Source organism: Streptomyces sp. NPDC034086 (genome assembly GCF_055575515.1).
In genome coordinates this window covers 109,550-123,523 of the sequence record NZ_JBVISM010000014.1, presented here as the reverse complement: position 1 = coordinate 123,523, position 13,974 = coordinate 109,550, and the positions used below count along the sequence as shown (strand labels likewise).

Sequence of the window (13,974 nt, the reverse complement as noted above, 5' to 3'; positions counted from 1 at the left end):
CCGCCGCGGCAGCGGTCAGCCGGTGGCGGCCCGCAGCGCGCGCCCCAGGGCGTCGGCGGCCTCGGCGTCGAGCATGGTGGTGATCTCGGTGTCCAGGGTGCGGCCCAGCCCCGCGTCGTACACGGCCGCGCTGACGCAGAACGCGACACCGCCGACGTCGAGGCCGTACGTGCGGAAGGCCCACTCGGCGCCCGCGCCGGGGGTGCCGTCGGGCCGGTGCACGCGGGCCGGACGGTCGTCGGGCCCGAAGCCGAACTCGGTGAACCGGAACTGCATGCCCTGTCCGATGGCCTTGCTGTACGCCTCCTTCAGGGTCCACAGCCGCACCAGACGCGGATTGCGCCGCTCCGGGTCCAGCCCGGCGAGGTGCAGGCGCTCGGCCGGGGTGCAGATGTGCCGGTCGAGGCCCTTGCTGTAGATCTGCCGGTCCGCGAGCTCCGCGTCGACGCCGACGAGCCCGCGCGTGGTCAGGCCCACCAGCAGCAGGTCCCCGGTGTGGCTGAGGCTGATGTCGATCTGGTCGCAGCCGCGCAGGTACGGGCGTCCCGTGGGCCCGTAGGTCAGTTCGAGGTCCGCGGCGTCCGCGTGCAGGGCCGCCGCGGCCGCGTGCTTGAGCAGCCTGCGCGACGCCGCGTACCGCTCCCGGATGTCCTCGTGCGCGATGTCGTTGTAGCGGGCCCAGTCACGGCCCAGCACGGCCCGCAGGGCGGGCCCGTCGGCGTTCCGGGGACGCCAGTTGGCGAGGGTGCCGTACACCAGGGCCGTCCCGTAGGTGCGCAGGTCCGCGCGGACCGCCCCCCAGTCGGTGCCGTCGGCGCGCACCGCGATCGGATCGCCCGGGGCCACGGACGCGGGCGCGGTCACCGCGCACCGCCCCGGGCCGCGGGCCGGGCGCCGGAGGCGGCCAGTACCTCGGTGTGGACCTGCGCGATGCTGCGGGCGCGCAGCACGGCGGAGACGGGCACGCGGCGGCCCGTCTCCTGCTCGATCAGCATGACCAGCCGGAGCAGGTGCACGGAGTCCCAGGACGGCAGGGTGTCCAGGTCGGCGCGGGCCTGCTCCTCGGTCAGCTCCAGTCCGAGTTCGTCACTGATCAGGGCGAGGAAGCCCGGGAGATCAGCGGGTGGTTCCGGCAGGCTCATCGTCGTCCCCTCCGAGCTGTGCGTCGATGGTCAAGTGGTCGGGTACGGAGGGCGGTGCGGCCAGGTCGTGGCGGTAGCGCAGTGAGCCGTCGGGGTCCGCGGCGGTCTCGGCGAAGCCCAGTGAGGGGTAGAAGCCGGCCGTCCTGGTGTTCTTGGCGGTCGGCCGGTGCCGGGCGTGCACGGCCGGCAGGCCGCGGTCCGCCGCGTGCGCCAGCAGGGTCGCGAGGACGGCCTGCTCGACCCCGCGCGCGAACACCCGGCAGCTGAGCCAGAAGCCGTCCAGGTGCAGCCCGTCGTCCGCGTACCGGCCGAGGACCGCGCCGGCCAGGCCGCTGTCGCCGAACCGGTCGCCGACGTGCACCCCGAGCAGCAGGCACGCGCGGTCGGCGGCGAGCGCGGCGACGCGGTCCGCGCCGAGCCGTTCACCGGTGAGGTTGAACTGGTTGGTGCGCAGCGACAGCTGGGCGATCCGGTCGGCTTCGTACGGCCGTGGCGGCGCGATCCGGACGCGGACGCCCAGACCGCGCAGGTACTCCTCGTACGATCCGCTGCCCTGCTCCAGCTCCGCGCGGGCGGCGGCCTCGTGGTAGCGGGCGGTGCGGGCGAGGTCGTCGCCGGTCAGCCGGGGGGTGTCGAACCAGCCGTCCGCCAGCAGCCGGGTGACGTGCAGGGCCGGTTCGGTGCCCAGCGGCACCACGGCGGCGGCGGGGAGCCGGGCCCGCACCAGGGCGCGCTCGGCGGGGGAGTCGTCGGCGAACACCAGCGCGTCCGTTCCGATGCCGAGGGCGGCGGCGATGTCCCGCAGGCTGCCGTCCTTGGGCTCCCAGTGGGCGTGGACGCGTACGAAGTCCCGCTCGCGCAGCACCATGTCCGGGTGGTCGCGGAGCACGCCGAGGACCGGACCGGCATCGTTCTTGCTGCTGACGGCCAGCAGGACCCCTTGGGCGGCGAGCTGCCGCGCGGTGCGTTGCAGGGCCGCGTGCGGCTCCCCGGCCAGGGTGCCGGCGGCGGCCGTGATCCCCTCGGGGCCGTCCTCGCCGAGGATCCCCGCCCACAGGGTGCCGTCGAGGTCCAGGACCAGGCACTTGCGGGTCATGCCCCGGTGGGCGCGCAGCACGTGCACCGCCTCCCGGGCGTAGGCGGCGAGCAGCTGCTCCGTGTACGGGGCGTGCGTATACAGGGCCAGGCGGGGGTCGCAGGCCGGGCCGCCCTCGGCGATCAGCGGCTCCAGGTCGACCACGGCCACCGCCGGGTGCTCGTCGGCCAGCCGCAGCAGCCGGGCGTTGAATTCCCGCCACACCGCTCCGAGCAGGGCCCGCTCCCGCTGCCCGACGAGCTGCTGGAGGCGGATCCGGGGCAGGGGCAGGGTGTTCAGGACGAGCGGCCCCGCCGCGTCCGCCGCGTGGGCGGCGGTGACCGCGCGCAGCCGCTCCAGCAGCCGGGCACAGCCGGCCTCCACGTCCTGCCCGGTCCAGGGCTCCGGCAGCTCGTCGAAGACGGCGTCGGCGTCGAGTACGCACAGGGTCAGGCCGGGCCGCCGACGGCGCAGATCGCCGCCGTCGAGCAGGTCGCGCAGGTAGGCGCCGTGGTCCCCGGACAGCACCCGGGAGAGCAGCCCGTGCCGGGCCAGCTCGGCGACCAGCGGGTCGGTGAGCTGGGCCAGGGTGGAGTGACCGGTGACGGCCACCGTGACCAGGGGGGTGTCCGGATGGCGGGCGAGGACGTCCGCCGCCGGGAGCGCGGCCAGGACCCGGCCGGCGCGCACCAGGTCGGTACGGACGGCCTCGGGCTCCCGGTCCCCGTGGTCGGTCAGCTCGGCCAGCAGCGGGGCGACGCGCGGCCATTCCCCGGCGAGCCGGCCCGCGCGGTGCAGGGCGCGCAGCTCCCGCACCGGGTCGGCGGCCGTGGTGGGAGCGTCCGGGGCGGGGCCGGCGGGGGCGGCCGGGTCGGCGGGACCGGGCGCGGCCGGGGCGGCGGGGGCGGTCATCCGGCGGTCCCCGGCTCCGGGACGCGCTCCAGCGCCAGCCCGCCCTTGATCCACTTGCTGGACTCGACCACCACCGCCAGGGCCCGCTCGCCGTCGCCGAGTTCTCCGGCGAGCCGGTCGAGCTGGATCAGGGGCAGGGCGTTGCCGGTGTTCCCGGTGTCGGCCACGCACGACACCTCGCGCAGCTCCGCCACGTCCATGTGCTCGGTGATGCGGGCCGTCATCCGCCCCGAAAGCTGCGGGGGAAGGACGTAGTCGAGGTCCTCGCGGCGCCAGCCGGCGTCGGCCAGCAGCTCCCAGAAGATCTCCGAGGCCATGGCGGGAACGCTCTCCTCGATGGCCTTGTAGTCCTCGAACAGCATCTGCCGGCCGGCGGCGGGGCGGGCCGCGCCCTGCCAGTCGACGATCTGGCCGGGGGCGCGGCCGCGCCCGGTGAAACGGTGCAGCAGGCTCCGCACGGCGATGGCCTCGCCGACGGGCTCCGCGGCCACCACGGCCGCTCCCGCCCCGTCGCCGAACAGCACGTAGTTGACGAGCTCCTCCGTGGGCAGGCTGACCGCCTCGCGCTCCGGGTCGAGGAACCGGTCGGTGACGTCCCCGCCGACGACGAGCCCCGCGCGGTGGCCGCCCGCGAGCAGCGCGCGGGCCACGTCCAGCGCCTGCACGGCACCCGAGCAGCCCGCCTGGAGCTGGAAGGCGGGCAGGTGACTGAGGCCCAGCCGGTCGGCGACCACGGTCGCCGTGGTGGGCAGCAGGGTGTCGGGCGTGGCGGTGGCCAGGATCAGGAAGTCGAGGTCGGCGGGGGCGAGCCCGGAGCCGGCGAGGGCACGCCCGGCGGCCTCGGCGCACAGGTCGGCGAGGCTGTGGGTGAGGATGCCGGTGCCCAGGTCCCAGCAGAAGTGCCGGCTCCGGGTCCCCACGAAGAGGTCGATCCACTCCTCGCTGATCCCGAACACCTTGCCCAGCGTGGCGTTGTCCACCGGGTCACCGGGCAGGGCGGTGCCCGTGCCCACGACGTACAGGGCGGTCTCGGTCACAGGTGTCACGGTCGTACCCCCACACTGATCCACTCGCCGACGAAGTCGGCCAGGGTCCCCACCGAGCGCAGCGCGGGCAGCAGTTGCTGCACCGCGATGCCGCCGGCCTGCGGCAGCGAGGTCTCGATCCGGTCCTTCAGTTGCATGATCATTACAGAGTCGAAGCCGAGGTCCTCGTAGAAGCGGGACCGCCGGCCGACGCGTTCGGGCGCATAACCGCCCACCTCGACCACGGCACGCACCACGGCGGCCAGCACCGGGTCCTCGGAACCGCCGCGCTCGCCCGCGTCCGCGAGGGCCGTCGCCGTCGCCGCCGCGCCGGAGGCGGCCGGGGGCGCGGACGGAGCCGCCGGGTCCGCCGGGGCCGCCGGGCGGGCGGCCGCGGTGTGCCAGAAGCGGTGCTCGGTGGAGAAGGCGTACGGGGGCAGCCGCTCGGTCGTGCGCCAGGCGGGCTCGTACAGCTCCTCCCACCGCGGCTCCAGCCCGGAGCGGTACAGGGCGGCGACGGTCTCGGCCAGGTCCCGGGCCGTCGAGTCCCGGCCCGGCGCCGGATGCAGCAGCCGGATCCCGTCGGCCAGCCCGGACCGGCCCGCCAGCTGGATCAGCTGCGGCGCCGGGCCGATCTCCACCAGCGCGGTCGGGGCGGTCCGCGCGACCAGGTCGGCCAGCGCGTCCGCGAACAGCACCGGCCCGGCCGCCTGCCCCGCCCAGTAGGCGCCGTCCATCGGCTCGTCGGCCAGCAGCCGCCCGTACCGGGTGGAGGCGACGGGGACGCGCGGCGCGGCGGGTGTGATGCCCGCGGCAGCGGCGGCCAGCGGCTCCAGGACGGGGGCTATCAGCGGCGAGTGGAAGGCGTGGGAGACGCCGACCGCACGGCAGTGCGTACCGCGCCCGCGCAGTACGGCGGCGACCCGCTCCAGCGCCGCGAGCCCGCCCGACAGCACGGTGTTCCCCGGGCCGTTGACCGCGGCGAGGGACACCCCCGCACCGGTGGTGAGGAACTCCTCGACGGCTTCGCGCCCCGCCCGCACCGACAGCATGCCGCCGCCCTCGGGCAGCGCGTCCATCAGCCGTGCCCGCTCCGCGACCAGCCGGGCCGCCCCGTCCAGCGTGAGCACCCCGGCGGCCACGGCGGCCGCGAACTCCCCGACGCTGTGCCCCAGTACGACGTGCGGACCCGCACCGAGGCCGCTCAGCGTGGCCGCCAGCGCGTGGCCGACGGCGAACAGGGCGGGCTGCGCCCAGCGGGTGCGGTGCACGGCCGGATCCCCGCCGAGGAGCAGATCGCGCACCGAGCCGCCCAGGTGGGGGGCGAGCGCCGCGTCGGCCTCGTCGAGCCGGCGCCGGTACAGCGGCGACTGCCGGTACAGGGCGGCCGTCATCCCCGGCTCCTGGACGCCCTGGCCCGTGAACAGGAACCCGATGACCGGCGGACGCCAGGCCCGGTCGGCGATCCCGGCGGCGAGCCGTCCGTCCTCGGCCGCCCCGCGCAGCGCCGCCGCCAGCTCGACGGTGTCGGTGGCGGTGAACGCCGCCCGGTAGGGCAGCCCCGTCTTGACCCGGTTGCTGGTCCAGCACAGCGCGGCGGCGTCCCCGCGCGGGCGGGAGGCCACCGCCTCCGCCTGCGCGGCGAGGTTGCGGCGCAGCGCCTCCGGGGTGTCGGCCGAGACCGTGAACACCCCGGCCGGCGCGGCCCCGGCCCGGCGGCGCCGGGTACGGGCCGTACGGGGTGCGGCGGCGAGGACCGCGTGCGCGTTGGTCCCGCCCATGCCGAAGCTGCTCACGGCCGCCACGACCTCACCGGGGGGCAGCCGGACCGGGACCTTCAGCAGGGCCAGCCCCCGTTCGGAGAGCCGCAGCTGCGGGTTCTCCCGGTCCGCGAACCGGCTCGCCGGCACGATCCGGTGGTGCAGCGCGAGCGCCACCTTGATCAGCCCGGCGATGCCCGAGGCCCCTTCCGTGTGCCCGAGATTGCCCTTGACGGAGCCGATCGCGCACGGCTCCTCGCGCGGTACGCCGTGCACCTCGCCCAGGGCCCCGCACTCGATGACGTCGCCGAGCGCCGTACCCGTGCCGTGCGCCTCGACGAACCGCACCTGGTCCGGGGTGACCCCGGCCCTGCGGTACGCGGCCGCGACGACCTCCCGCTGGGAGTGCCGGTTCGGCGCGGTGACGCCGTTGCTGCGCCCGTCCTGGTTGACGGCGGTGCCCCGGATGACGGCGTAGACCCGCTGCCCGTCGGCGAGCGCGTCCTCCAGCCGCCGCAGCACCACCACCCCGACGCCGTCACTGCGTGCGATGCCGTTCGCGTCGGCGCTGAACGGCCTGCACCGGCCGTCCGGCGAGGCCAGACCCATCTGCGCGTACACCAGCCCCAGCGCCGGCGTCAGGACCAGGTTGACCCCGCCGGCGAGCGCCGTCCCGCACTCCCCGGACAGCAGTGAGTTGACCGCCAGGTGCACGGCGACCAGCGAGGAGGAGCAGGCCGTGTCCACGGACAGGCTCGGCCCCTTCAGGTCCAGGTGGTACGAGACGCGGTTCGCGGCCATGCCGGCACTGGACCCGGCGCCCAGCTGCGGGGTCACGCGCCCGTAGTCACCCAGGTGCAGCTGCCCCCACTCGCTGCCCATCATGCCGACGAACACCCCGGTGTCACCGCCCGCCAGGGACCGCGGGGAGCGCCCCGAGTCCTCCAGCGCCCGCCAGGCGCACTGGAGCAGCAGCCGCTGCTGCGGGTCCATCGCCGCGGCCTCGCGCGGCGAGACGGTGAAGAAGTCGTTGTCGAACACGTCGGCGTCGTCGATGAAACCGCCGCGCACCGGCGTCTCGTACCCCGGCCCGAACCTGCGCGGGCCCGGCTGCTCCCCGGTCGCGTCACCGCCGCGCATCAGCAGGTCCCAGTAGGCGTCGGGGCCCGGCGCGCCCGGGAAGACGCAGTCGAGCCCGACCAGGGCGACGGAGGCGGCACTCACCGGGAGACCTCCGCGGCCGGAACCGTCACGCCCCGGGCGCCGAGGTGGGCGACCAGCGCGACCACGGTCGGGTGGTCCCAGGCCAGCGACGGGTCCACGGCGATGCGGAACGTGTCCTCGATGTCCCCGCACAGGCTCAGCGCCCCCACCGAGTCCATGCCGTACTCGGCGAGCGGCACGGTGGGGTCGATGCTCTCCGGCAGCCGGTCGAGGTAGACGGCGAGGCGGTCGGTCAGCCAGTGGTGCAGCGGGGCCGCGCTGTGCGGCGACACGGGCAGGGACATCCCTGGACTCCTTGCGTGCGGGCTAGGGGGGGCGGTGGTCGGGGCCGTCGCCCGTCAGCCGGGAAGCGGGGTGTTGTGCAGGTCGTAGCTGCGCCGGTCCCCGAAGCGGGCCAGGACCTCCTGGTGGACGCGCGCCAGGCACGCGGGGGGCAGCTCCACGGGCGCGGTGCCCAGCCGGGACGCGATGCGGTGCAGGGCGGCCGCCGCCCAGGCCGGATCGGCCAGGAACGGGTCGAGGCCGTGGCGGTTGTGGCGGCGTACGCCGAGCACGGCCGCGGCCGCCAGGACCAGCACGTAGCGGTCCGTCAGCGCGAACCAGGCCGGCCCCACCGGCGTCCCCCCGTCCAGCGGCGGCAGTGCGAGGACCCGCCGGCGCAGGTCCCGCAGCTCTTCCACCAGGTGCTCCGCCATCGTGCGCAGGGCCCGCTCCACCGGGTCGCGGCCCGCCGGTTCCGCGGCGGCCGCCAGCAGCGAGGCGCTGAGGCTGTCGCGTCCGCCGGCCAGCGCGAGGGCGTCGTAGCGGAACGCCGGCAGGGGCGCGTCGGGCTGGAACAGCGCGGCGGGTGCCTCCTCCTCGGCGAACCAGGAGCGGCTCGCCAGGTGCTTCAGCTGCGGGATGACCGTCGCCTGGCAGGCGACCGTCCCCGCGTGGCCGAGGCTGATCACCGGCACGTCCCGGATGTGCTTCTGCAGGACGCCGACGGTGCCGTCCCGCGTGTACAGCTGCGAGCCCAGCACGGTGGACAGGTCGTACATCGTCTCGATCAGCACCCGCGGCAGCAGCAGCTTCACGGCAGCCGAGTACACGCTGGTCTCGGCCGGCAGCAGGTGCAGCGCCCGGGTGGCGACGACCGCCAGGCAGTCGTACAGGAGCAGGTTCACGAAGGCGCCGGTCAGGGTGTTCGCCGTGTGCTGCGGGTCCACCGGCGCCGTGCCCGCCGCGCCGGGCCCCCGCTGACGGTCCACCAGGACGGCCGTGCGCAGGCTGGTGTCCACGGCGGCCACCGACAGCGAGGCCATCAGCGTGCGGCTCATCTGGAACGACTGCAGCGAGGTCGCGACGCCGCTGCCGGGCGCGCCGAGCAGGGCGTCGGCGGGCACCGGGCAGTCGTCGAAGCGCACGCCCGAGAAGAAGCAGGAGCGCAGGCCCAGCGCGGCGGGGCGCCGCTCGGTGCGGTAGCGGCCGGCCGGCAGGGTGCGCGGGTCCAGCAGCAGGGCGCTCTGCGTCCCGCCGGGGAAGTGCCCGCCGGTACGGCAGAACAGCACCAGGGCGTCGGCCCGGTGCAGGTTGTTGACCACCGGCTTCGCCCCGGTGAGGGACAGGCCGCCGCCGGGGGCAAGGTCCGCGGAGATCTGGTTGCGCACGAAGTCGTTGGTGTGCGCGGTCTCGTGCTGGGCTATGGCCGCCTTCGAACCGGCCAGCAGCAGGCCGGCCAGCCACGACCGCTGCTCCTCGCTGCCGCGCATCCACACGTCCGAGGCGGCCATGAAGGTGGTCATGCCGTAGCCCATGCCGAGGGAGACGTCCCGGCGGAACACCGGCCGCATCACCCGCAGCAGGCCCTCGGGGGAGTCGAAGCGGCCGCCGAGCTCGCGCGGCACGAACTCGCGGTGCATCCCGAAGCCGTCGAGCAGCCCCTCCGCCTCCGGGGACAGCGCGGCCGCCCGGTCGGAGGCGAGCAGCGCGCCGTGCCCGGCCGGGTTGGCGGGCTCCGCCGGGTCGCCGAGCAGGGTCTCCAGCGCGGCGGCCCGGACCCGGCCGCTCGTCGACTCCGGCGACGGCGCGGGCCGCCGCACCGGCGCCCGGGGGGCCGGTCCGGCGGCGACGGCGACGGTGCTCACCACGCCGTCTCCGCGGCGGTGCGGGCGGAGGGCCGCAGCAGGTCGTTGCCGAGCAGCCTGTCGCGCGGCCGGACCAGGGCGTGCACGGCCGGGTCGAGGACCTCGTACTCGCCGCTGACCCCGCCCTCCAGGAACAGCTTGCGGATCAGGGTCCGCTGGATCTTGCCGCTGGTGGTACGGCGCAGGGTGCCGGGACGCACCAGGAGCACGTTGGCCGCGGGCACGTCGAAGTCCTGGCCGATGAGGACCTGGATGCGCCGGGCGAGGGCGCGCAGCGTCTCCCAGTCCGCGGTCTCGGGGCGCACCTCGTGCACGACGACGAGCTGCTCGCGGTCCGCGTCCACGGTGAAGACGGCGCCCTGGCCGGCCCCGAGGGCCGGCTCCCCCTCGCGCACCGCCCACTCGACGTCCTGCGGGTAGATGTTGCGCCCGTTGAGGATGATCATCTCCTTGAGGCGGCCGGTGACGTACAGCTCGTCCCCGTCGATCACCCCGAGGTCTCCGGTGCGCAGGAAGCCGCTGTCCCCGTCGTCCACCATGGCGTGGAAGGTGCGGGCGGTGTCGGTGGGACGCCGCCAGTAGCCCTGGGCGACGCTGTCGCCGCGCACCCAGATCTCCCCGACCCGCCCCTCGGGCAGCTCGCGGCCGACCACCGGCTCCACGATCCGCACGTCGAAGCCGCGTACGGTGCCGCTCCCGACCAGGGTCCGCACCGGCAGGCCGGGGCGCGGCGGGCGCAGCTCGTCGTACTCGAGGCCGGCCGCGTCGACGGTCAGGGTGCGCGGGCCGCGGCCGGGCGTGCCGCCGGACACGACGAGCGTGGCCTCGGCGAGCCCGTAGGCCGGGAAGAGGCTCCCGCGGCGGAAACCGGCCGCGGCGAAGCGCTCGGCGAAAGCCTCCAGGGTCCGGTGGCGCACCGGTTCGGCGCCGTTGACCGCCAGCCGCCAGCTGCTCAGGTCCAGGCCGGCGAGCTGGTCGTCCGTGATCCGGCGCAGGCACAGGTCGTAGCAGAAGTTGGGGCCGCCGCCGATGGTCACCCCGTACTCGCCGATCGACCGCAGCCAGCGCACCGGCCGCTTGACGAATGCGGTGGGGGACATCTGCACCGACGAGGCGCCCAGCCACAGCGGGTGCAGCAGATGACAGACGAGTCCCATGTCGTGGTAGTGCGGCAGCCAGCTGCCGAACACGTCCCCGGGGGTCGATCCCAGGACGCCGCGCATGGCCTCCATGTTGGCGAGGAGGTTGCGGTGACTGACCATCACCCCGCGCGGACGGGAGGTCGAACCCGAGGTGTACTGGAGGAACGCCAGGTCGTCCGGGCCGGTGCGGGGCGGCTGCCAGGCCCCGGCGTCCAGCCCCTCCTCCACGTCGGTGGCCAGGCACACCGTCTCGCCCCGGCCCGCCATGGCCAGCCACAGCGATACGTCGGGGGCGTGCGCGGAGTCGGTCAGCACCAGCCGCGCGCCGGTGTCGCGGATGATCCCCGACACGCGCTGCAGCCGCTCGCCCCGGTCACCGGGGAGCGGCGCCGGCACGGCGACGGCACCGGCGTACAGACAGCCGGCGAACGCCTTCAGGAACCCGGGGCCCGGCGGGTACAGCAGCAGCACCGGCTGCCCCAGGGCGCCGTGCTCGCGCAGCCGTACCGCGATGGCCCTGGCCGCCCGGTCCAGCTCCCCGTACGTGAGGTGCTCGGCGGCGGCGCCCGGGGCGTCACCGAGGAACACGTGAGCGTCGCGCTCGCCGAGAACCGCGGCCCGGCCGCGGAGCACCTCGGTGAACGTAGCGAATCCAGTCAACGTCAGCCCCCTTCTGGCGCACCCGGGGCAACTGCCGAACGCCCGGCGCCCCTGCCGCCAACGCCTCGGCATGCTCCACACCGCCCCTAAAGCCTGGCTTGCGGGTCCCGGGCCAGGGTGCGCGGCGCCGGATCAGGGGTCCGGCTGTCCGAAGCCGGGGGTGCGCCCGGCCCTAGGGTGGCGAGGGCCGGAGCGGGGGGAGTCCGCCGCCACCCGCGCCACCGGAGTGCCGAGGAACGGGGGCTGCATGCGATTTCGGGTGTTGGGGCCACTGGAGGTGGACGCGGCCGGCCCGTACGCGCACCGCGTCACCCCCCGCGCGGCCAAGATCCGCGTGGTCCTCGCGACGCTGCTCGTACGGCCCAACGAGATCGTGTCCGTGGGCAGCCTCATCGACGAACTGTGGGGCGAGGACCCGCCGCGCACCGCGACGACCACGCTCCAGGTCTACATCTCGCAGCTGCGCAAGCTCCTGCACGCCGCGGACCCCGACGCGGGCCGCGACTGCCTGGTCACCCGGCCGCCCGGCTACCTCATGCGGCTCGACCCGGACCGGCTGGACCTGACCGCCTTCGAGGACCTGCACGCCCGGGGCCGCGCCGCCATGGCCCGCCAGGACGCCGGCGCCGCCGCCGACCTCCAGCGCCGCGCGCTCGCGCTGTGGCGCGGGCCCCTGCTGTCCGACACCCCCCACGGGGCGGTGCTCGGCAGCACCGCCATCCGCCTCGGCGAACTGCGCACGGCCGCACTGGAGCAGCGCATCCGGGCCGACCTGCACCTGGGCCGCCACCACGACCTCGTCGGTGAACTGCGGGCGCTCGCCGCGGAGCTGCCGATGCGCGAGGAGTTCCACGCCCACCTGATGGTGGCGCTCTACCGCACCGGCCGGCAGGCCGACGCGCTGGAGGTCTTCGCCCGGCTGCGGCGCACCCTCGTCGACGAACTGGCCATCGAGCCGGGGCCGCCCCTCCAGCAGCTCCACGGCCGCATCCTCGACGGGGACACCGCACTGCTGCGCCCCGCGGGCGGCCGGGGCGCGGCCGCCGCCCCCGCCGCGGCCCCCGCCCCCGCCGCGGCACCGAGCGCGGCGCCGCCCGCCGGGCCGGACCCCGCACTGCCGCCGGTCACCGGGCCGGTGTGGGAACTCCCCGCCCCCGACCCGCTGTTCACCGGACGCGACGAGGACCTCGCCGCGCTGGAGACGCTCCTGCGGGACGTCCCCGCGGGCGGCTGCGTCGCGCTCACCGGCCCCTCCGGCGCGGGCAAGACCGCCCTCGCCCTCGCCGCCGCGCACCGCGCCGGCGACCTCTTCCCCGACGGCCGGGTCTTCCTGTCCCTGCGCGACGACACCGGCGCACCGCTCGACCCCGCCGCCGCCCTCACCCGGCTGCTGCTCCGCTGCCGGGTCACCGGGCCGCTGCCCGAGGACCTCGACGGGCTGCGCCGCACCCTGGAGCGCCTCACCCGGGGCCGCCGGATGCTGTTCGTGCTCGACGACGCGGCCGGCGCGGCGCAGGCCGGCCCCCTGCTGCCCACGACCCCCGGCAGCACCGCGCTGCTGACCGCCCGCCGGACCCCGGCCCTCCCGGTCACCCGGGCGCACCTGCTGGACGTCCTCGCCCCGGCCCAGGCCCGCCGGCTGCTGCTGACCGCCTCGGGGCGCGGCGGGGAGGGGGAGGGGGAGGACGACGGGCCCGACGGGGCCTGCGCCGCCGTCGTCGAGGCCTGCGGGCGGCTGCCCTCGGCCGTACGGGCCCTCGCGGGCCGGCTGGCCGCGCGTCCGCACTGGAGCGTGGCCTCCCTGGCCGCCCGGCTGTCCGACGAACACGCCCGGCTCCCCGAGCTGCGCTCCGCGGACCCCGGTCTGGACGCGGCCCTGCGCGGCGCGTACGACGAGGCCGGCGAACCCGTGCGGCGCGCCTTCCGGCTGCTCGGACTGCTGCCCGCCGGCCCCTTCCCCACCGCCGACGCGGCCGCCCTGTTCGGCACCCCCGAACCGGCCGCCGAAGCCCTGCTGGAGAGCCTCGTGGAAGCCCGGCTGCTGCGCGCCGGACCGCGCGGCGGCTACCGCCTGCACGTGCTGTGGCGGCTGCTGGCCGGCGAGCTCCTCGACGCCGAGGAGCCCCCCGGCGAGGCGGCGCGGGCCGTGGCCCGGCTCGCCGGGGCCCTGGCCGCCGAGGCACAGGAGGCCGGTGGGCTGCCGCACGCCGCCGAGTGGTTCGCGCACCGCCGCACCGCCCTGACCTCGGTCCTGGACCGGGCCCACGCGGCCGGACTCTGGGTCCACACCGTGCGCCTCGCCGACGGCCTCACCGCCCCCCTGGAGGCCCACGCGGCCTGGGACGACTGGGAACGCGCGCACTCCCGGGCCCTGGACGCGGCCGAGCACTCCGGTGACCTCGGCGCCCAGTCCCGGCTGCTGTGCTCGCTCGGCGACCTGGCCTGGCAGCGCCGCCGCACCGACACGGCCCGCGGCCTCTACCGGCGCGCCCTGAGGGCCGCCGACGGCGCCGACGCCCGGCCCGAGCGCGACCGCGCCCTGACGGGCCTGGCCGAACTGAGCCTGGAATCCTCGGCCGTCACGGAGGCCGCCCGGCTGATCGGCCAGGTCCTCGACGCGGCGCCCGCCGCCCCCCGCGACCACTACGAGGCCCGCCGGGTCCGGGCCCTGCTCGCCCTGGAGACCGAGGGCCCCGCCGCCGCCGAGCCGCACTTCGCGCAGTGCCTGGCCCTGGCGGCACGGCTCGGCGACCGGCGGCGCGAGGCGTACGCGGTCCGCTGGCTGCGCCAGGTGCGCGGCGGCCTTCCGCTGCCGGACTGGACGGAGACCCGGCCCGGGGTGTGGCGCCTGCGCGCCGCCGCCTGAGCCGCGGGCGGCCGTACCGCCGCAGGACCGACCGACCGACGC

At 76.6% G+C, this 13,974-nt stretch carries 9 protein-coding genes; 1 reads left to right on the top strand and 8 read right to left on the bottom strand.

Annotation, left to right across the window (positions count from 1 at the left end; translation table 11 throughout):
* Positions 1–15: 15 nt before the first annotated feature.
* The 8 genes from ACZ514_RS26240 to ACZ514_RS26205 are packed head-to-tail and all read right to left on the bottom strand — an operon-like array spanning position 16 to position 11,066.
* On the bottom strand, positions 16–864 hold the full coding sequence (locus ACZ514_RS26240) for a 4'-phosphopantetheinyl transferase family protein (RefSeq protein ID WP_469125823.1): 849 nt from the start codon (positions 862–864) through the stop codon (positions 16–18).
* Positions 861–1,142 carry an acyl carrier protein gene (locus ACZ514_RS26235; RefSeq protein WP_468170483.1) on the bottom strand — a complete coding sequence of 94 codons (282 nt, stop codon included), beginning with the start codon at positions 1,140–1,142 and terminating at the stop codon, positions 861–863. The genes ACZ514_RS26240 and ACZ514_RS26235 overlap by 4 nt, the downstream gene beginning before the upstream one ends.
* Positions 1,117–3,129: an HAD-IIIC family phosphatase gene (locus ACZ514_RS26230; protein ID WP_469125822.1), complete on the bottom strand. Its 2,013-nt coding sequence runs from the start codon at positions 3,127–3,129 to the stop codon at positions 1,117–1,119. The genes ACZ514_RS26235 and ACZ514_RS26230 overlap by 26 nt, the downstream gene beginning before the upstream one ends.
* A complete protein-coding gene (locus ACZ514_RS26225; RefSeq protein ID WP_469125821.1) occupies positions 3,126–4,166 on the bottom strand; it encodes a 3-oxoacyl-ACP synthase III family protein in 1,041 nt (346 codons plus the stop codon). The genes ACZ514_RS26230 and ACZ514_RS26225 overlap by 4 nt, the downstream gene beginning before the upstream one ends.
* Positions 4,167–4,171: 5 nt before the next feature.
* Positions 4,172–7,138, bottom strand: coding sequence for a type I polyketide synthase (locus tag ACZ514_RS26220; protein ID WP_469125820.1), 2,967 nt, complete (start codon positions 7,136–7,138; stop codon positions 4,172–4,174).
* Positions 7,135–7,422: an acyl carrier protein gene (locus ACZ514_RS26215; protein WP_468170471.1), complete on the bottom strand. Its 288-nt coding sequence runs from the start codon at positions 7,420–7,422 to the stop codon at positions 7,135–7,137. The genes ACZ514_RS26220 and ACZ514_RS26215 overlap by 4 nt, the downstream gene beginning before the upstream one ends.
* Positions 7,423–7,476: 54 nt before the next feature.
* Complete coding sequence (locus ACZ514_RS26210) at positions 7,477–9,264, bottom strand: acyl-CoA dehydrogenase (protein ID WP_468699771.1); 1,788 nt, start codon at positions 9,262–9,264, stop codon at positions 7,477–7,479.
* Entirely contained in the window at positions 9,261–11,066 is a 1,806-nt protein-coding gene (locus tag ACZ514_RS26205) for a fatty acyl-AMP ligase (RefSeq protein WP_468699770.1), read from the bottom strand. Before ACZ514_RS26205 ends, ACZ514_RS26210 begins: the two co-directional genes overlap by 4 nt.
* A 247-nt stretch (positions 11,067–11,313) precedes the next feature.
* Here ACZ514_RS26205 and ACZ514_RS26200 point away from each other — a divergent pair, with 247 nt between their 5' ends.
* Positions 11,314–13,932, top strand: a complete 2,619-nt coding sequence (locus tag ACZ514_RS26200) for an AfsR/SARP family transcriptional regulator (RefSeq protein WP_469125819.1) — start codon at positions 11,314–11,316, stop codon at positions 13,930–13,932.
* Positions 13,933–13,974: the final 42 nt, after the last annotated feature.

Excerpts from the sequence above, each read along its gene's own strand:
- ACZ514_RS26200 (WP_469125819.1), top strand. The coding sequence starts at position 11,314 with ATGCGATTTCGGGTGTTGGGGCCACTGGAGGTGGACGCGGCCGGCCCG.
- ACZ514_RS26235 (WP_468170483.1), bottom strand. The coding sequence starts at position 1,142 with ATGAGCCTGCCGGAACCACCCGCTGATCTCCCGGGCTTCCTCGCCCTG.
- ACZ514_RS26230 (WP_469125822.1), bottom strand. The coding sequence starts at position 3,129 with ATGACCGCCCCCGCCGCCCCGGCCGCGCCCGGTCCCGCCGACCCGGCC.
- ACZ514_RS26215 (WP_468170471.1), bottom strand. The coding sequence starts at position 7,422 with ATGTCCCTGCCCGTGTCGCCGCACAGCGCGGCCCCGCTGCACCACTGG.